This is a genomic window from Collinsella aerofaciens (assembly GCF_001405375.1).
Taxonomy (GTDB): domain Bacteria; phylum Actinomycetota; class Coriobacteriia; order Coriobacteriales; family Coriobacteriaceae; genus Collinsella; species Collinsella aerofaciens_F.
In genome coordinates this window covers 1-15,232 of the sequence record NZ_CYYP01000023.1, presented here as the reverse complement: position 1 = coordinate 15,232, position 15,232 = coordinate 1, and the positions used below count along the sequence as shown (strand labels likewise).

21 protein-coding genes are annotated in these 15,232 nt (G+C 56.1%); 8 read left to right on the top strand and 13 right to left on the bottom strand.

Annotated features, from left to right (window positions below; genetic code table 11):
• Positions 1-853: 853 nt before the first annotated feature.
• The 5 genes from ARB25_RS09325 to ARB25_RS10195 form a co-directional block, all read right to left on the bottom strand.
• Entirely contained in the window at positions 854-1,402 is a 549-nt protein-coding gene (locus ARB25_RS09325; RefSeq protein ID WP_055287582.1) for a hypothetical protein, read from the bottom strand.
• 738 nt (positions 1,403-2,140) lie between these two features.
• Positions 2,141-2,332, bottom strand: coding sequence for a hypothetical protein (locus ARB25_RS09320; protein ID WP_055287580.1), 192 nt, complete (start codon positions 2,330-2,332; stop codon positions 2,141-2,143).
• Between the two features lie 75 nt (positions 2,333-2,407).
• Complete coding sequence (locus ARB25_RS09315; protein ID WP_055287578.1) at positions 2,408-2,983, bottom strand: hypothetical protein; 576 nt, start codon at positions 2,981-2,983, stop codon at positions 2,408-2,410.
• A gap of 214 nt (positions 2,984-3,197) precedes the next feature.
• Positions 3,198-3,479: a type II toxin -antitoxin system TacA 1-like antitoxin gene (locus tag ARB25_RS09310; RefSeq protein ID WP_055287576.1), complete on the bottom strand. Its 282-nt coding sequence runs from the start codon at positions 3,477-3,479 to the stop codon at positions 3,198-3,200.
• Positions 3,479-3,745, bottom strand: coding sequence for a hypothetical protein (locus ARB25_RS10195; RefSeq protein ID WP_055287574.1), 267 nt, complete (start codon positions 3,743-3,745; stop codon positions 3,479-3,481). The genes ARB25_RS09310 and ARB25_RS10195 overlap by 1 nt, the downstream gene beginning before the upstream one ends.
• Before the next feature lie 221 nt (positions 3,746-3,966).
• Between ARB25_RS10195 and ARB25_RS09300 the strand changes: the two genes are divergently transcribed.
• The 4 genes from ARB25_RS09300 to ARB25_RS09285 all read left to right on the top strand — a co-directional run bounded on the left by ARB25_RS09300 (position 3,967) and on the right by ARB25_RS09285 (position 6,225).
• Positions 3,967-4,551, top strand: a complete 585-nt coding sequence (locus ARB25_RS09300) for a recombinase family protein (RefSeq protein WP_055287572.1) — start codon at positions 3,967-3,969, stop codon at positions 4,549-4,551.
• 225 nt (positions 4,552-4,776) lie between these two features.
• The gene (locus ARB25_RS09295) at positions 4,777-5,469 is read left to right on the top strand and encodes a hypothetical protein (RefSeq protein WP_055287570.1); all 693 of its coding nucleotides are present in this window, start codon (positions 4,777-4,779) and stop codon (positions 5,467-5,469) included.
• A 2-nt stretch (positions 5,470-5,471) separates the two neighbouring features.
• Positions 5,472-5,681: a hypothetical protein gene (locus ARB25_RS09290; RefSeq protein WP_055287568.1), complete on the top strand. Its 210-nt coding sequence runs from the start codon at positions 5,472-5,474 to the stop codon at positions 5,679-5,681.
• A 34-nt stretch (positions 5,682-5,715) separates the two neighbouring features.
• The gene (locus ARB25_RS09285; RefSeq protein WP_055287566.1) at positions 5,716-6,225 is read left to right on the top strand and encodes a DUF5067 domain-containing protein; all 510 of its coding nucleotides are present in this window, start codon (positions 5,716-5,718) and stop codon (positions 6,223-6,225) included.
• Between the two features lie 30 nt (positions 6,226-6,255).
• Here ARB25_RS09285 and ARB25_RS09280 read toward each other — a convergent pair whose 3' ends face one another.
• From ARB25_RS09280 to ARB25_RS09265, 5 genes are all read right to left on the bottom strand, one after another.
• A complete protein-coding gene (locus tag ARB25_RS09280) occupies positions 6,256-6,993 on the bottom strand; it encodes a metallophosphoesterase family protein (protein ID WP_055287564.1) in 738 nt (245 codons plus the stop codon).
• The gene (locus ARB25_RS09275; RefSeq protein WP_055287562.1) at positions 6,993-7,718 is read right to left on the bottom strand and encodes a metallophosphoesterase family protein; all 726 of its coding nucleotides are present in this window, start codon (positions 7,716-7,718) and stop codon (positions 6,993-6,995) included. The genes ARB25_RS09280 and ARB25_RS09275 overlap by 1 nt, the downstream gene beginning before the upstream one ends.
• 17 nt (positions 7,719-7,735) lie before the next feature.
• Entirely contained in the window at positions 7,736-8,353 is a 618-nt protein-coding gene (locus ARB25_RS09270; RefSeq protein WP_055287560.1) for a hypothetical protein, read from the bottom strand.
• A gap of 430 nt (positions 8,354-8,783) precedes the next feature.
• Positions 8,784-8,909: a hypothetical protein gene (locus tag ARB25_RS10360; RefSeq protein ID WP_256637919.1), complete on the bottom strand. Its 126-nt coding sequence runs from the start codon at positions 8,907-8,909 to the stop codon at positions 8,784-8,786.
• A gap of 77 nt (positions 8,910-8,986) precedes the next feature.
• Positions 8,987-9,235 carry a hypothetical protein gene (locus tag ARB25_RS09265; protein ID WP_055287558.1) on the bottom strand — a complete coding sequence of 83 codons (249 nt, stop codon included), beginning with the start codon at positions 9,233-9,235 and terminating at the stop codon, positions 8,987-8,989.
• 600 nt (positions 9,236-9,835) lie between these two features.
• Here ARB25_RS09265 and ARB25_RS09880 point away from each other — a divergent pair.
• Together ARB25_RS09880 and ARB25_RS09260 are read left to right on the top strand one after the other, a co-directional pair.
• On the top strand, positions 9,836-9,994 hold the full coding sequence (locus ARB25_RS09880; RefSeq protein WP_082421961.1) for a ribbon-helix-helix domain-containing protein: 159 nt from the start codon (positions 9,836-9,838) through the stop codon (positions 9,992-9,994).
• Positions 9,995-10,182: 188 nt separating this feature from the next.
• Positions 10,183-10,782: a helix-turn-helix domain-containing protein gene (locus tag ARB25_RS09260; RefSeq protein WP_055287556.1), complete on the top strand. Its 600-nt coding sequence runs from the start codon at positions 10,183-10,185 to the stop codon at positions 10,780-10,782.
• Between the two features lie 1,238 nt (positions 10,783-12,020).
• On the opposite strand, the gene tnpA is transcribed toward ARB25_RS09260, so the two are convergent.
• The 3 genes from tnpA to ARB25_RS09245 form a co-directional block, all read right to left on the bottom strand.
• Complete coding sequence (gene tnpA / locus ARB25_RS09255) at positions 12,021-12,479, bottom strand: IS200/IS605 family transposase (RefSeq protein ID WP_055287554.1); 459 nt, start codon at positions 12,477-12,479, stop codon at positions 12,021-12,023.
• A gap of 184 nt (positions 12,480-12,663) precedes the next feature.
• The gene (locus ARB25_RS09250) at positions 12,664-12,963 is read right to left on the bottom strand and encodes a ribbon-helix-helix protein, CopG family (RefSeq protein WP_055287553.1); all 300 of its coding nucleotides are present in this window, start codon (positions 12,961-12,963) and stop codon (positions 12,664-12,666) included.
• Complete coding sequence (locus tag ARB25_RS09245) at positions 12,964-13,515, bottom strand: nucleotide-binding protein (RefSeq protein ID WP_055287551.1); 552 nt, start codon at positions 13,513-13,515, stop codon at positions 12,964-12,966.
• Positions 13,516-14,232: 717 nt separating this feature from the next.
• Between ARB25_RS09245 and ARB25_RS09240 the strand changes: the two genes are divergently transcribed.
• Both ARB25_RS09240 and ARB25_RS09235 read left to right on the top strand, forming a co-directional pair.
• Positions 14,233-14,442 carry a hypothetical protein gene (locus ARB25_RS09240; RefSeq protein WP_055287549.1) on the top strand — a complete coding sequence of 70 codons (210 nt, stop codon included), beginning with the start codon at positions 14,233-14,235 and terminating at the stop codon, positions 14,440-14,442.
• Positions 14,443-14,753: 311 nt separating this feature from the next.
• Entirely contained in the window at positions 14,754-14,978 is a 225-nt protein-coding gene (locus ARB25_RS09235; protein ID WP_055287548.1) for a hypothetical protein, read from the top strand.
• The last annotated feature ends 254 nt before the right edge of the window (positions 14,979-15,232 follow it).

The following is a 15,232-nucleotide window of genomic DNA, read 5'->3' as shown; positions in this document are numbered from 1 at the left end:
TTCCTAGAACCTGTTGTTGTGGTGATTTCAGATTCTAGGACGAAGGCCGTTCTTCGTTAAACGGGCGCTAGGGTGTCACCCTTACACCAACATTTTCGACGCGATCATGATGCCTATGACTACTGCGACTATTTTGCCACGGTTCGTCGGGACGCTACTGTTCTCGATTTGTGGGCTGAGATTTAAAACATCTCGCCTGTTTCAATGCGTTTTTTGGGTTTATAACTGTTCGCTTTTTCGGTTGTGTCGCAGTTCACTAGTTCATTCATTACGTTCTTCGTATCGTCTGTAAATCAGTTATGTCGCGGTTACACAGCTCTGTTGTTGCGTTTTGTCGTAATTCAGCAATGACATAGCCGTGACTCGCCCGCAAGTGTCGTACGCTGCCGTACAAAACTGCGTTTCGGCCGTCCGCGTACTGCCAAGGCTCTGCCCTAGCACCCGGCGCCCGCGGCGGTTGTTCATATCTGAACTGCGACACAACCGAACAAAGCAATTACGACACTACGCAACTGTGTAATTACCGAACTACGTGATAACGACAAAACTGAAAAACGTAACCGTTGAATTGCAGAACAATGAGCTAACGCCGCGAGTGCCGGGTGCTAGGGCAGAGCCCTAGCGTGCGCCGCTTGCGGCGGTACGCTGCCGGGCATTTTGTACGGCAGCGTACGACTCTTGCGGACAGATTTCAGGACCGAATAGTCCGATGTTCAATAGTTCTGTTATTACGTGGTTACATAGTGCGGCTATTCCGCTTTGTCGTTATTGCGTTATGTCGCATTGTCGATATTACGTAGTTCGGTTTTTCACTTTTTACGTCGTTCACTTATTCATTTGTTACATAGTGCCGCTATTCCGTGGCGTCACTTTTATGCCCACCGCGTGCGTATTCGACGGTGTGGGCGGCGTCTCCGAACACCTCGACTGCTGCCGCCACGAATTGCGGTGTGGTGCGCCTCGGGATATAGAAAGTTTTGTTGCCGAACACGATTGCGATCCAGGCGTTACGGTAGATGAATTGATATGCTGCCTCTCTTGAGCGCTTACCGCAGTATTCCTCTGCAATCTCGTCGATCTGCCAGAGATGGCCGAAGCCGACGATATATTCGGCGATGTACGCGCTCGTCTTGATTCGCACGCGCCGCGGGCGGCGGTACGGAGCATAGCTGCTTTTCCCGGGGTCCGCTTTAACGGGCACGGAATAGACCTCGGCTCGAGCCTTTTCAGCGACCACGCGCCGTGCATCATCGAGGCTATAACGCTTGCACAGGCGCTCGCCGTCGTCGGTCGAGCACTTCACGGTGATTGACTTGATATGCGGCGCCAGATACTTGTACATCCATGCTCGCGACGCGCCGAACTCCCACCGCAGATCTTCAATACTCAAGAACTCATCCATCTTCTGACCTCGATTTTCTGCCGATAAACGAGAAATCCCGCAAGAGACGCATACTTGTACCCCCATCGTAAATGTGTGTACAAGTCTGCCACCGACCCGGGCGGTTCGGCGCTTGCCAGGGCTCCGCCCTTGGACCGGGGGAAGGACACTCGTGCGCCTTGTTATTACGATAACGGATAGGAACGAAATAGCGCCAAATTTCAAATTATTACGATAAAAGGCACGGGTGCGGCGGCGTGTGCGATGGTGTCTGCGAGAGATTATTACGATAACGGACATGGCGGATTTATCGACCCAGCACCGGGTGTTCCCCTCGAAGATGCGACCGCCGTGGCGTCACCATCCAAAATCGCGACATTGGGATGGTGCAAACTGACCCTTAAGAGTCAGTTTGCACGCCAGCTTCGTTCAACGTCAGACATTGGGAATGTCAGACATTGAACCTGCGGCAAAGCCGCAGCTGGGGCCGCATGCGGCCTGAAATCGCTCGCGAAGCTCGCTTGATCGTGCGCGAATGTCTGACGGTGCTGTCAGACATTGTCGGACAATTCAAATGTCCGACAATGTGCACGGGATCGCACTCGCAAAGCTCGTTGAGCGGTCGATAGGCGCTTTGGAATCGGCGTAAACGGCGGGTGCCAGAAAAACGACCTCACGGAATCGCGCCCATGGTCGATTCATATGCTTATTCGAGATTCTGTTTGGTTTTGGGGCGACGGCCCGTCTCTATGAGGCGAATTAGCCGTACAGCTTGAGTTCCTGCGGCTCCATATGGTCACTCCCGAGAACGACATCCCTGATGTAGTCCTGCGGCAGCAGCTCGACAGGCAAAATTGTCGCCAGGAAGTCGTCGAACCGCGCCCGAGGCGTCGGGTCGGGCGCATGCATGACCTTGGTCGCGCCGTCGGGCAGGGTGATGGTGAGCCGCACCGCTCCGTTGCGTCGATACGCCCTCGACCATTCCTCGTCCGTGTCCCCGTAGCCTTTGCGGTCCGCGGTCGTCCTTCAAACGGTCCCCAGCTCGTCGAATGACCGCGGGTGCTCGCCGAGGTCGACCCAATGCAGTTCTGACCTATTGCGCCTCGCCGCGTTATAGGCCGGCTTCCATTCGTCCGGCAGGTAGACCCTCTCGAAGACCTCGCGGGACATCTCGCGGAAATGGACTTCATCCGCGCGCGGCCTGCTCGGGTCCATCGCTATCTTCCCCGCCTCGGCCTTCGCCGCGTCGAACCAGCCCAGCGCCTCCCGGTTGCCGGCCAGTATGTCAGCGGCGCCGACGACGCGGGTGCGTCGCTCGACTGTGCCGCTCACCGCCATGTCTCGGAGTTCGTTGCGGGACCAGATGAAGCCTCCGCCCGGTCCGAGTCCAACCTTGTCGGACCAGTCGCCTGAGACGAAGATGTGCCTGATGTGTCGGCAATGGGCCAGCACGAACGGCCTCGTGCATTGCAGGGCCCGGCACACCTGCTTGGTGGTTACGTCGAACTCCTGCTCGACGGCGTCGCTCAGCTCGTCGATGCCCTCCGGCAGCGTGATCAGCCCCGGGTCGTTCTCATTTGCCCTCGGCTCGCACCTGCCCATGGCAATCGCCTCCTAATTATGTTAGTGATTTCGCTAACACTTTTATACCCGTTTGCGGCAGGTCCGTCGGCAAGGGAATCGCGAAAGGGGCCCACCATTGAATAAAGCAGACGTCTTGCCCCGGCGTCCTGTTTAATCGTGCTTATGTTAGTTATATAGCTAACATAAGCACGATGTAGCCCATTTCGCGCCCTCGAAAAGGCATGCCGTGAGGCTATGCCGACCTGAGGATTCTCTCAGCCTTCTCGAGCGCAGCCGAGCGCAGGAACTCCGACTTCCGCATCCCGCACGCGGTGGCCGCCCTCTCGATGAGATCGGCGCCCGTTTTCGGGCACTTGAAAGACAGATTGGCGTTGGCCTCTCCCTCGGAGAGCCTTGGGCGGCCGACGCGGAGGTTTGCCAGGGCCCCCGTCCAAGAGCCGGATTCATATTCCGCGCACTCGCGCTCGATGTCCTCGTCCGTGATCACGGTTCCGTTTGCAAGCCTGAACTCCATCAGTAACCTCTCCTTCTCGCGCTCTCGATCTCCTTCAGCGTCTTCTTGCTCGGCGGCGTCATGGCGTGATAGATAAGCCATACGCCGTCAGCCAGGAGGACTCCGACCATCTCGATATACCGGCCATGTGGGTCGTAGCCCGTCCGCATCTCCTGTTCCCCGGGTACGCGAACGGCCGCGAAGCGGTAGTTCTCCCATGCCGCCTCGACATCTCCGGCATCCAACTCGGGATGTCGCTCGTGAACCCTTCGGTGTATCTGAACCATTTGCCTCCAATCGTACGATAATATTCTACTACTATTTGGTAGTAGAATATTCGACGTATCAACTTATATGGCCTATTCGCCAACCGTTCGTTCCAAAACGTATGCCTCTGGGCACTCGAAAATCGAACCCTCGATGCCGTGAACGTCGAGTGCCAAAACCCAGTGTCAAAACCTCCGCGTCAATTCCCATGGGAAAATCAAATACGAGGCAGGAGGCTGAAATGACACGTTACGGATATGCTCGCGTGAGCACGAAAGACCAGAGGTTGGACCGCCAGATCGAGGCTCTGGTGAACGCTGGCGTGGCCTATGGCCATATCTACAAGGACAAGGTCACGGGTGCCCAGGACGGCGACCGGACGCAGCAGAAGCGCCTGTTCAAGAAGATGCGGGCGGGCGACGAGGTGGTGGTCGAATCCTGGGAGCGCTTGACCAGATCGACCAGGCAGCTGCTCAACTATGACCTTATGTTTCGAAACCTCGGCGTGAAGCTCACGTCCCTGAAACAGCCCGTGGATCTAGATACCGCATTCGGGCGCTTCGTGCTTGGCACCCATGCTTGCACCGCGGAACTTGAGCGAGATCTGATCAGGCAACGCCAGGCCGAGGGTATCGCCGTCAAACGGAGCCACGGCGGCAACGTGGGTGGCAGGCCTCGCACTGCCGGCGTCAAAGCCGATGCCGCAGTAAGGCTCTATCTTGGAGGAGAGACTCCTATTCCCGATATTTGCGCTGCGACTGGCGTCTCCAAATCAACGCTGTACCGCATCCTTCGTGAACGCGGATTGGTGGGCGTCAGGAAATAAGTCCGTCTGTCGTTTCGCGATTTGCCTAATAGGCCCGAGTGCGGCGGCGTTACTATATAAGGGTGCGGTATTTCTCTAACCGAAAACCTGCGTGAACGCATGACTTGAGACGCCTTTTTAGAACTCACCGATCGCAGGAAAAAGACAACTCAACAGCGGCCGTGCATTGTTCCCAGCCATATGGCATGGCGGAGCCATGCCCGTTGTTGATTGGAGTGCCGCATCATGGCCGAAAACCAAGTCCAGTCCGAAAAGAAAATGACCAGTCTGAATGTCTCATCGGAGACCCGTGACGCCATAAAGGACATCAGCACGAGCCTTGGTCTCTCGCAGGCCGATACCGTCGCCCGCTTGGTCGATGGCTACCACCCTAACGCCACTCCCGGCGTGAAGGCTGCGCTCGACGCATCGGCCGTCCTCGATGAGGCGGTCGAGCGGGTCAAGTGCATCATCGTGGGCGCTGCCGAAGCTGCCGCGATGGAGGCTCGTGCTGCCCGCGAGGACGCTGACGCCGCCAAGAAAAGTGCAACGGAACAGATTCAGAGCATCAAATCTAATTGCGTCGAGCAGGTCGCCGCCATCAAAGAGAAATTCGAGCTGGATACTGCGAGCTTGGAGATTGAGAACGATGAGCTCCACGCCACCGTCGCCGATTACCTCTCGCAGCTCAAGAAGCTCGATTCCGAGAACAATCAGCTCTTGGCAGAATCAGCCGCAAAAGACGATCGAATTGAAAGCATGAGGGGCGCGGTCGACGCCGCGGCCAAGGCTCAGGCCGATCTCAACGTCTCCCTCCTCGCCCAGCGTGACCTGATGGCCGAGGTCGCCGCCCTCAAGGACCGCCTCGCCGCCTCCGAGCAGCGGGCGGCCGTGGCCGAGGCCAAGGTCGAGGTCATGACCCAGGCGAGGGGCGAGTAGATATGTCCGACAAGCTAAGGCCGTCTCGCCGTGAGTTGATAACGGCAGGGCTAGTCGTCTTTTTGGTCACGGCACTCGTCTGGACTGTCATTGATGGTGCCGGCGCAAATGCGCTCACCATCAGCGGTGTCATCACCCGTCAAAATGCCGTCTGGGCTTCGCTTGCAGCGGTTTCAGTGGTCATGCTCATTGGGGCTTGGCTGTTTGGCTGATGGCATTCAAAAACAATTAAGTTTGGAGTAGTCGATGGAACATCTCTCTGTTAAAAAGGCAATCAACCTAGCTCGGAACTTTGGGGCTGCGGGTGTTCTGGCAGCCGCCCTAGTTATGACCTCTGGGTGCAGCCAGGCAGACGATCGCCAGACGGCAGTTCAGGTCGCCGATTCTGATAACGCGCAGGAAGACGGGGTTTACGGCAAGATGGAGTATTCAGTCACCGGCGTCGAGGTGCATGATTCCTCGGCTGGCGATGGCGGGAAGGTTGCCGTTGTTCGCTGGCACGCCATTAACAACCGATCGGCAGATTCATGCGCTGTTGGTAGCTACATCACGGCTTATCAAAATAAGCAGATGCTATCTCGCGGGTTTGCCGCCGATTTGCAGGAAGACCACTTCTCTTCGCAAGGGCTTGCGCCGGGAGGCGAATGCGACGGTGTGTCGATTTTTGACCTCAACGACATGTCTCCCATCGAAGTGAAAGTCGACGGGATGGGTGCCGGGTCGAACTCCCTCGACCAGACTTTTGAATTGGAATAGTCCATATGGCGCCTAATTTCTAGAAACCTTCTAGAGCGCTTCTAGAAGGTTTCTAGAAGCGGGCGCAGCATCTTCGACCGGCACGATGTCTCGGTAGATAAGGCGATGCCTGGCGTCACGCCACTCGTCGCCGTGGTAGTGGCCGAAGAACCAGGCGCGGTAGCCGAGCCGCCCATCGAGCTCGCCAAGGAATCGCTGAAGCCGGTCGTCCCGATACTCGCGCCCGAGCTCGTGGCACAGCCCCTCAGCAAGGGCAGCCGGCGCCTCGTGAGTCACAACGTAGTCGACCTTCCAGCCCACGCGGTCGAGCGAGGCGCGGCAGTGCCCCATCTCTTCCTCGCTCGGCATCTCCTCGGGCCACCAGCTCCTCCCCTCCCTGCGATACTGCCTGTCATGGCTCGCGGCGCCGCCCATGGTAAGAACCGTGGTTCCTGCGATGTCGAACACCTCTCCGCGCATCAGATGCAGCACGTGCGGTCGCGTCTCGTGGATGAGGCCGCCGTTCCAAACCCGTGCCGGCAGTCCTGCCAGCATCCGGTGGTTCTCGTGGTTGCCGTCTACGAAACACGTGGTCCATGGCTTCGACTCAAACCAATCGAGCCAATACCTCTCAGCATTCGAGCCGTCCCAGACAAAGCCGAAGTCGCCGGCCACGATCACCACGTCGTCGCTCGTCAGAGTCCGGCCCAGAGGCCAAGACCTGAAGGCGAACCTGCTGGCCCCGTACTCGGCCCTGCCGTGCACGTCTCCTGTCACATAGATAGCCATCAGTACGCACCCCACGGCAGGAGTTTGTCCCCGAGCCTCACGATCCGGTCGTGCAGCACGGTATGACGTTCGTCCGGGTTGCCGTCTCGGTGAAAATGGCCGTAATACCAGCGCTTGTAGTCCAAGCGGTCCTCGAGCTCGTCGAGGAATCCGGTCAGCCGGTCCACATCAGGGCGTTCCCAGCCCGGGTCCGGATAGAGCGTCGGCGAGAGCATGCGCGTGGCACAGGTATGGGTGATGACGCAGTCGACCTTCCAGCCGACCTCGTCGAGCCTCGCCCGCGCGGCATCGAAATCGCGCTCGTCCGGGAGCTCCTGAGGCCACCAGCTGGAATACGGCACGCGATATTCCCTGTCCACGCTCGTGGCACCGCCCATGGTGAAGACCGTCGAGCCGTCGAGCTCGAAGACCTCGCCGCGCGTCAGGTGCCGAATGGGCGAGGTGTCCGACAGGCGCTGCGTCAGCCCGCCATGCCACGGCTCCATGGGGCGCTCCTCCCAGTGATCGAAGCGCTCGTGGTTGCCGTCGACGAACAGTACCGTGTAGGGGCGCGACTCCAGCCAAGCGATGTCGGCGCATTCCTCGGCAGAGAAGTCCCACGGAAAGCCAAAGTCACCGGCAACGATGAGATAGTCGTCGCTGGTAAGACTGTCGCCAAGCTCCCAGTCGCGGAGCTTTTGCATGTCGAGCCCACCGTGGATGTCGCCCGTCACATAGACCGTCATCGAATCACCTCTTCCCTCTAGTACGCCGCCAGCTCGCGCTCGACCTGCCTGTCGCCGGTCTCGTTGACCCACCAGGGCCATTTCACCCGGCCGCACGGCTCGTCGACTCCGGCGAACCATTCCCTCAGCCCGTCGAGGCTCACCGGGGAGTGCCCGTTGGCATCACAACCGACGTCGTAGCGCAGAAGGCCCTGCTTGCGGTTGAACTCGTTGTACGCGCCGCCGCTGCTGTGGATGTGCCCGTGGAGGTGCCACGATCCATGGCTCATGCCCTGCCAGTCGGCCATGGGGTAATGGCTCAGGACGATCTTCTGCCCGTCGATCTTGAGCACGCAGATCGGCGGCTCCACGGTGAAGGCGCCCGCGACCGCCGGCTGGGTCCAGTCCTTGTCGTGGTTTCCCGGGACGAGGTGGATGCGCCTGCAGGCGATTCGCTTGCGCAGCCCATAGGCGTCCTGGGCGGTCATCTTGAATGAGAAATCCCCCAGGATGTAGAGCTCGTCGTCCATGGCGACCCTACCGTTGATGCTGTCGACGATGGCGTCGTTCATCTGCCAAATCGTCTCCCACGGGCGGTCGGTGAACTTCAGCACGTTCTCATGCCCGAAGTGGGTGTCGCTGGTAAACCAGATCATTCCATTGTCTCCTTGTCGCTAAAAACCGTTCTCCTTTGCGCAGTTGAGGAGACGTATTTTGAGCGACATGAGGCGTTCTGACCTCATGTTCTGTGCTCCAATCTGCCGGATTGTTCCAGCTAAAACTTTAAAACCTCGTGCGGACAGAAAACCTTGTCCCGTTTGTGGGGTCATAGTATAGGCACTGTTAGAGCTAATAGCCCAAATCCGTTGCCAACTAGCCACTATTAGCAACTATTAGGCCTTTTGGACAGCCGAACTGACTAATAGCCGCTATTTGTTGGGCTGTTTTGCAACCACGAGCGCTGCCGTGGATTCTTGATACGGCGCATCGACAACAGCAATGGCAAGCGGGTAGAATGGTGCCGACGGCAGCCCAAGTTGTGAAGAGCTGGGCAGAGCCGTTGCGTTAGAAAGTTAGGTCATCATCTTAGCGACGGTGGCCTTTCTTTTTGGGCTTCGAGCCCTGCTTGAGTGCCTTGGAAAGGCCGACAAGGGCCGTGAGGAGCGAGACCAGGGCGGTCAGGAGCTTCACGAACTCGGTGAAATCGGTCATGGGCATCACCTCCCATCGGATGGAGGGCTCTGCCCGGCACAAGGGCTGCCGACAGCGCTGCTGATTCTAGCAGAGCGTCATTCTTCTTTGATCAATCCGTGCTCCACTCCCTCGCCGGAATCCAGTCTTTCCGCAGCTCGACGAAGGTGTTCTTGATTCCCGCGACCCCAAAACGGATCGTCTTCGCGCTTGTCACGGGCCTTGAGCTTGCCCCTGGCTCTCTCGACGATCTTGCCAATCACTTGCCGCCGAACCTCATCCTTAACTTCCTCGCCGATCTCCCCAAATTCCAACGCCGGCCCGTTCTTGCTCACCGGTCCGTACATGCTCGGCCCTCCCCTGCTCGCGACCTGTTTTCCAGCCAAGACCGTACTCGCTATTGCTTCTAATAGCTTGAACAGTTCTTCGTCCGGCCACTATTAACAACTATTAGTCCAAATCCTCCAGCCCACCAGCCAATAACCACCATTAGCCCAGCTAAACGACCAAAACAAATCGCCCGGTGCACGGAATCTGAACAGTCACGAGATGCGTTAAACTCAACATGCGCGGCCTGCACCGCGTGGACAGTTACAGGGCCGGCAGCGTCGCCGGCCCTGTTGCCATTCAATCAGCTGCATAATATACAGGCAGGTCCCCCGAGTACTCCCGTCGCCCTAGTGCGTTGCCATTCAAAGCAACGAGTAACGCTTGGGTAAGAGGGCCCACCTTCACTCTTGGTGAATCACTCGCCGCCCCTGTGCCCTTTTCGGCAATTTCCTGTATCCCTTTTGGAAACTCGAGTGCCTATCTGGCCGACGGAAAGATTTAGCGAATTTAGGTGTACCACTTTGTGTTAGTTTGTATTTTAGACAGTATTTGTGATACGCTTTGTTTCAATCAGTAGTGGTACGATTTCGCTTGTTCAACGAAGGAGGTAATTGTCTATGGCAGTGGCCGAGGAGAAGAAAAGAATCCAGGTTACTCTGCCTCTCGAAATTTGGCGTGATCTCGATGACTACGCGAAGAGTCGCGGTGTAGCTAAGTCGTCTATGGCGGCGATCGCTATCGCCGAGTTTTTGGAGCGTGTTAAAGAGCAAAAATAGATATGAAAAAAGCCCCCTAACCGCCAAGTAAGAAGGGCTTCTTTCATGTTCAAATGTGGCTTTCTGGCCTGTTACCTGCAATCCTAGCACACGTATGCTTCGATTTGGGCCCCTATGTTGAAGTACTACCAAAATACTATGGCATCACTTCGGCTGATGGCTAGATAGCCTCAACGAGAGGCTAGTTTATGGATACCAAAAATTTAAAACCGGATGTGGGCGGTGGCTATCCGTGGGACACGGATAGCCACCCGTCCGGTCCCGCAAACCCGTCTGGAATGGGGACGGCGTCCGATTTCGCGAATCAGGCCGTCACAGATGCCGCCATGGCCAATAGTGAGAGTCACCGCGAGGTACTTCGCCGGGCATCGGATGAATCGTCCCGTGTCGCTCACATGGTGCAGGATATGGTCAGCGAGAAGGTCGCGATCATCAAGCCGCCATGGATGCTCGAGCTCGGTCTGCCTAGGCTCGACACCGATATTATGGGGCGGATTTGGTCGTTCCAGCGCAAGGACGTCTACAAATCAACCTGCTACATCAGCCTTGCCACCATGGCGGCGGACGTCAAGTCGGATCGCTCGAATGTTAAAAAGAGAATCGACAAGCTTGTCGAACTCGGTCTTTTGATTAAGTCGCCGCGCGGGAATAACAAATCGGTTGAGTACCGGCTCGATATGACGGCGATCGCTAAGCGCAGACTCGAAGTCGAGGAGGGCAAGAAAAAGCAACGTGCTGAGAATTCGGCGAAACGCAAAGCTCAGTGGGACGCAAAGCATTCTGCCTAGTTTGAAGAGCTATGGGTTCATACAACCCATAGCTCTATTTCTTTTCCTTACAAACTATGGGTTAAACCAACCTACAGTTTAACTATGGGTTGGTTTAACCCATAGTTAAACGAAAAATAATTTTATTGATAGGGGGTTAAATAACGGTTATTCAGCAAGTCTATCGGTTAGAACAACCCATAGACTTGCTCACAGGGACCGCGGATGCTTTTCTGTGACGGTAAAGCTATGGGTTGAAAGAACCCATAGAAAATTTAAGCCACTTTTCCGGCTATGGGTTACTTCAACCCATAGAAAGCGATCGGAAAACGCCAAAAAGTACCGAAATAGTTATTTCAACCCATAGTTTGAGCCTGTGTTAACCTGGGCCAACTTATCAACTATGGGTTGTCTCACGAGACTATGGGTTGAAATAACCCATGCCAACTATGGGTTCAGTTAACCCATGCACTATGGGTTGAAATAACCACAACTATGGGTTGAAATAACCACAACTATGGGTTCATACAACCCACCAAGTCTGACTAGAGTGAATTAGATTCACTTAGTCTGAGCTCAAGAGGGAAACAGAGAAATCCACCAGGAAGCATTTAATAATCGAACGATATACAAACAAGAAAAGCCATCGTCCTTGCCCTCCGCTCACTGCGTTCGCTCCGCGTCACTACCGCTCCTTGGCGCTCGCTACGCTCGCCCTCCGGTCGCCTACGGCTCCCTGCGCGTCGGCTACGCCTCCTTGCCCTCCGTTCGGCTATGCCTCACTCCGCGTCGCCTTCGGCTCCTTGGCATGGCCTTCGGCCAAAAGTGTGGGGGCTAACGCCCCAGCTCCCCGACTACGTCGCTGTCAGCCCTCAGCGCCGGCGTCGCCTTCGGCTCCCCGGGCGAACTAATCCCACTTAGTTGCAAGCCCTACAATTCGGCAATGACGCCGAATCCGTTTTCCGGTTGATCTGGATACCGACATTTGTTCAACCTCACTTCAATTACCGGCAGGGAGCTACAGAATCGAAAATAAGACGTCCTATCGGTGAGGTTCGACCGTTTTCTCACTGATAGATAGAACGGGGTCTTAAATCGGCTCTCAGTGGCCAAGGTAAAATCAGAACCACCCTTAAAAAGGGTGGTTTGCTCTTAGGGTATAACCCACGGGCCCCGGGCTCGCGTCTAAAGGCGCGGGCCCGGACTTCGTCCAGGCCTAGTGCATCTTGACCCGTGGCGCGCCGGTCGAACCGGCAGCATCACCCCCTCTTGAAGGGGTCCTCGTACTCCTTCACGCTCAGCTTGTCCAGCGCGATGTCGTGGGACTCCTGCTCCCTGATGTACTTGGCGATCGTCGCCTCGTTCAGGCCGACGGTGGACACGTAGTAGCCCTCCGCCCAGAACTTCCTGTTGCCGAACTTGTACTTGAGGTTGGCGTGCCTGTCGAATATCATCAGCGAGCTCTTCCCCTTCAGGTAGCCCATGACGCTCGCGACGCTGTACTTCGGCGGGATCGCCAGCAGCACGTGCACGTGGTCGGGCATCAGGTGCCCCTCGATTATCTCGATCCCCTTGTACTCGCACAGCTTCCTGAGGATCTCCCCTATGTCGCTCCTGATTTGGTTGTAGATCACTTTGCGCCTATACTTCGGCGTGAACACGATGTGGTACTTGCACATCCACTTCGTGTGGGAAAGGCTGTAGGCCTTCTGGGCCATGGCGACCACCCCTTCGACTCGAATTCTTGACGGCCTGAACAATCGTCAATATCGGTCGGAGGGGTGGCTTTGTAAAGCCGTTTGTCTCCACCCGCGTAGCGGGTGGTTTAAAGCTGGCCGCTGCGCGGCCAGCGGACTAAAGTCTTGAAGAAAAACGGGCACCTTTCGGTGCCCGTTAACTCAACTAGAACTCTTTTTCGGCCAGATAGCGATCGAAAAGCTCCCGAGCGATATCCGATACGGACTTGCCCTCCTCGAGCGCCACTTGCTTCAAGCGTTTTCGGTAACTCTCCGGAACGTACACGGACAGCTGAACAAGCCTCTCAGATGCCCCTTCAGCGCCCTTTTTGGGGCGCCCGGCTTTCCGCACCTGAGGAGTCGGTTTCTGGGGCTCAGATGCGCTTTCAACGATTTTCTGCTGCCTCTCCTCGGCCTTCTCCGCTGCGACGTCGAAGTATGAGGTCGCCTTTTTGAACTTTGCCATTTACAGCACCTCTTCCAGCTCGTTCAGGATGTTTTCAATCGCCTGGGCGGCCTTGCCGTTTTTCGCGATCTCGTATACGGGCTTGCCCAGGGCCGCGCCCTGTTTGAATGCCGCCGCGGTCGGAACAGTGCCCAGCACGGGAAGGTCATCGGCCTCAAGAAGCTCGAGGAATTGTCTGTCCACGGTCTGGTTCGCCGCGAAGTTGTTGACGATGATTGCGAACGACAAGTCAGGATTGGCCTCGGTGATGACCTTGATCGTGCGTTTCATGGGCTTCAGGCCCAGCGTGCCGGGCTGCACCGGGATGATTGCGATATCCGCATTCTTGGCATACTCGGCGGTGTCGTCGCTCAGGAAACCCGGCGTGTCGATGACATTCACGGCGTCCTCGTCGTCGAGCAGGTTCTTCTCGTGGTTCGCGCCGCCCTGAGGGTCGAGATTGCCGAATCCGACTTTGTGGCCGCGGCGCTCGAGACCCCAGGCGATCTCGTCGGCGAACGTCGTCTTGCCGACGCCGCCCTTCTGATTGACTAGCAGGATGTTCGTCGCCATGTCCTCCCCTTTCTGAAATAGCATAGTCATATATTAGCACATTAACATGTGACTACATTAAGTAATTCTAAGTCCCAGTTAGAAATATATGAGCATGTTAAGTAATTAGTATAGTACTACGTTACCGTGCTCATGACTGTGGGTTGGTTTAACCTATAGTCATGCTAAAGTTGCCAAAAGGGGCACAAAGGCCAATACGTTTGCGCAGTGCCGGCACAGCGACCTAGCATCGTATGCACTGGCGGAATCATCGCAGGCCTGCAAGGAGAGCATATCCACGGGCTCGTGGTCGCCGGAGGCCTCGTGATGTAGCACGCGCCGGGCGGCGACTGGAAGCGCGTCGATTGGGATGCATTTGCTGCCTGGCTCGTCAGATACGGTTACAAGGTCGCTGATTGCGAGACGGAGGCCCTTCCAACCGCCGACGCGTCGAGGCGATTACGCGAGTGGGAACGCAAGGGTAAAAACGCATCGTCACTGAATCAGTGAGTCAGTATTCTTTAGTGTTAGATGATGGATATTGAAATTAATTAGAGAGATAATGTGCATATCTCATAATGTATGCGTTTCACCATGAGAGAGGGGTCTGTCATGAGCTGGAAACCGAGAAAATGCGTTATCGCCGGTCTCGTGACAACCGGTCCTGGCAGCGGCTTGTTTGCAACTGCAGTAACATCGTACCGACTTTTCACTTACATGTTCTAAAAGGCAGTTGCCATGCTGTCGCAAAATCAATCGAGATACTTGGTCACAATCGGCTTTGCCCTGCTTGCATTACTCTTTGCTAGCGACCTTTTGCTGAAACCGCCCAAGGAACTCGTTTCGCTTGCCATATCCTGCATTTCCGCCCTTTACTTTACGGCAACCCTATTCGTCGGACTAAAGGAGGGAAAAAAGGCGCAGTCGCTGCATCTGCCGCAGGCGTAATCATAGCCATTGCCTCATTCTTTATCTGACACATTGGTGATCTAGGGGCGATATCGTAGGAATACGACCGGGAGAGCCGGGACCATAGGCTCCGGCAAGAACCTTCGCCATGCCCCACGCATCGACCCCGATGATTTCCGCGCCGGACGTCCTGACTGCCACGGCTCGAACTCTAATACATGAGGTCCCAGCTTGTAATACGTGAACATATGACTACATTAACATGGTCATGCATTACCGAGCGTTATATGCTGCGCCGGATCCGCCCGTCTGTTATCTTGGGGGCGACAGCTTCTTGCAAGGAGACAGCCATGCTCCAGAGTGTCTTTGGATCCGATGGTCAGATCCATCTTGAGAACCAAGTCGGCAGCCAACGTTTCGACCTCACCACGGGCGAAGTGGAAACGGTCATCCCGACCGCTGAGAACATGAGCGCCGTCTTCGGCAAGGATGGCGTGGAGACGGAGGTTCAGGTGGGGCAGATGCGTCAAACACTGGGCAAGTCTGGCTTCGATTGGCTGTTTAATAAACACTAACGGTTGAGTTATTGCAGCATAATCGCAGCTGTAAATATGTGACCATATGACTATGCCAACATGTGCGCACAGTCATATGGTCACAGTTGTAGATCGGTTTAATCTGTGGCCCTTAAGCTGAAGCTGCCTCAACGAACCGTGGCTCGCGAGACGAAAAAGGGTAATGTCGAGAAAGTTGGTGTAGCGCCCGATCCGAAGTGAGTCGGCCCGGCGTCCTGGAATCTGGAATACGGTTGATATCCTATGCCGCCTCG

Bases quoted from the DNA above. Each gene is read 5' to 3' on its own strand.
- ARB25_RS09325 (WP_055287582.1), bottom strand. From the start codon at position 1,402: ATGGATGAGTTCTTGAGTATTGAAGATCTGCGGTGGGAGTTCGGCGCG.
- ARB25_RS09315 (WP_055287578.1), bottom strand. From the start codon at position 2,983: ATGGGCAGGTGCGAGCCGAGGGCAAATGAGAACGACCCGGGGCTGATC.
- ARB25_RS09310 (WP_055287576.1), bottom strand. From the start codon at position 3,479: ATGGAGTTCAGGCTTGCAAACGGAACCGTGATCACGGACGAGGACATC.
- ARB25_RS10195 (WP_055287574.1), bottom strand. From the start codon at position 3,745: ATGGTTCAGATACACCGAAGGGTTCACGAGCGACATCCCGAGTTGGAT.
- ARB25_RS09300 (WP_055287572.1), top strand. From the start codon at position 3,967: ATGACACGTTACGGATATGCTCGCGTGAGCACGAAAGACCAGAGGTTG.
- ARB25_RS09295 (WP_055287570.1), top strand. From the start codon at position 4,777: ATGGCCGAAAACCAAGTCCAGTCCGAAAAGAAAATGACCAGTCTGAAT.
- ARB25_RS09290 (WP_055287568.1), top strand. From the start codon at position 5,472: ATGTCCGACAAGCTAAGGCCGTCTCGCCGTGAGTTGATAACGGCAGGG.
- ARB25_RS09285 (WP_055287566.1), top strand. From the start codon at position 5,716: ATGGAACATCTCTCTGTTAAAAAGGCAATCAACCTAGCTCGGAACTTT.
- ARB25_RS09280 (WP_055287564.1), bottom strand. From the start codon at position 6,993: ATGGCTATCTATGTGACAGGAGACGTGCACGGCAGGGCCGAGTACGGG.
- ARB25_RS09275 (WP_055287562.1), bottom strand. From the start codon at position 7,718: ATGACGGTCTATGTGACGGGCGACATCCACGGTGGGCTCGACATGCAA.
- ARB25_RS09270 (WP_055287560.1), bottom strand. From the start codon at position 8,353: ATGATCTGGTTTACCAGCGACACCCACTTCGGGCATGAGAACGTGCTG.
- ARB25_RS10360 (WP_256637919.1), bottom strand. From the start codon at position 8,909: ATGACCGATTTCACCGAGTTCGTGAAGCTCCTGACCGCCCTGGTCTCG.
- ARB25_RS09265 (WP_055287558.1), bottom strand. From the start codon at position 9,235: ATGTACGGACCGGTGAGCAAGAACGGGCCGGCGTTGGAATTTGGGGAG.
- ARB25_RS09880 (WP_082421961.1), top strand. From the start codon at position 9,836: ATGGCAGTGGCCGAGGAGAAGAAAAGAATCCAGGTTACTCTGCCTCTC.
- ARB25_RS09260 (WP_055287556.1), top strand. From the start codon at position 10,183: ATGGATACCAAAAATTTAAAACCGGATGTGGGCGGTGGCTATCCGTGG.
- tnpA (WP_055287554.1), bottom strand. From the start codon at position 12,479: ATGGCCCAGAAGGCCTACAGCCTTTCCCACACGAAGTGGATGTGCAAG.
- ARB25_RS09250 (WP_055287553.1), bottom strand. From the start codon at position 12,963: ATGGCAAAGTTCAAAAAGGCGACCTCATACTTCGACGTCGCAGCGGAG.
- ARB25_RS09245 (WP_055287551.1), bottom strand. From the start codon at position 13,515: ATGGCGACGAACATCCTGCTAGTCAATCAGAAGGGCGGCGTCGGCAAG.
- ARB25_RS09240 (WP_055287549.1), top strand. From the start codon at position 14,233: ATGCTGTCGCAAAATCAATCGAGATACTTGGTCACAATCGGCTTTGCC.
- ARB25_RS09235 (WP_055287548.1), top strand. From the start codon at position 14,754: ATGCTCCAGAGTGTCTTTGGATCCGATGGTCAGATCCATCTTGAGAAC.